The following is a 266-nucleotide window of genomic DNA, read 5'->3' as shown; positions in this document are numbered from 1 at the left end:
CTTCGAGGCCCTGGCCGCTTTGTTGCAAATCAATCATGCCTTGTGCTCCAGCAATTTCAGTCCCACCCAGTAGCGGGCGAATTGATACGCGCAACGTCCGTTGCGATTACCGCGGCCGGTGGCCCAGCGCACGGCGAGGATGTCCAGTGCTTCGTCGCGCTGCCAGCTCAGGCCGGCCTTGGCGGCCAACTGGCCGATCCAGTGCTCGACGACGTTGAGAAAATGTTCCTGGGTAAACGGGTAGAACGACAGCCACAGACCGAAAC

1 protein-coding gene is annotated in these 266 nt (G+C 60.5%); it reads right to left on the bottom strand.

Features of this window, described 5'->3' with window-relative positions; translation table 11 throughout:
- Positions 1-33: 33 nt before the first annotated feature.
- A partial coding sequence (locus tag AAEY83_RS15690) for a DUF815 domain-containing protein (protein ID WP_351060424.1) occupies positions 34-266 on the bottom strand: 233 nt, incomplete at its 5' end.

It is taken from the genome of Psychrobacter sp. TB20-MNA-CIBAN-0197, from assembly GCF_040309765.1.
Lineage (GTDB): Bacteria > Pseudomonadota > Gammaproteobacteria > Pseudomonadales > Moraxellaceae > Psychrobacter > Psychrobacter submarinus.
Note: the sequence above shows the minus strand (reverse complement) of the source record. Positions and strands in the feature narration are given on the sequence as shown.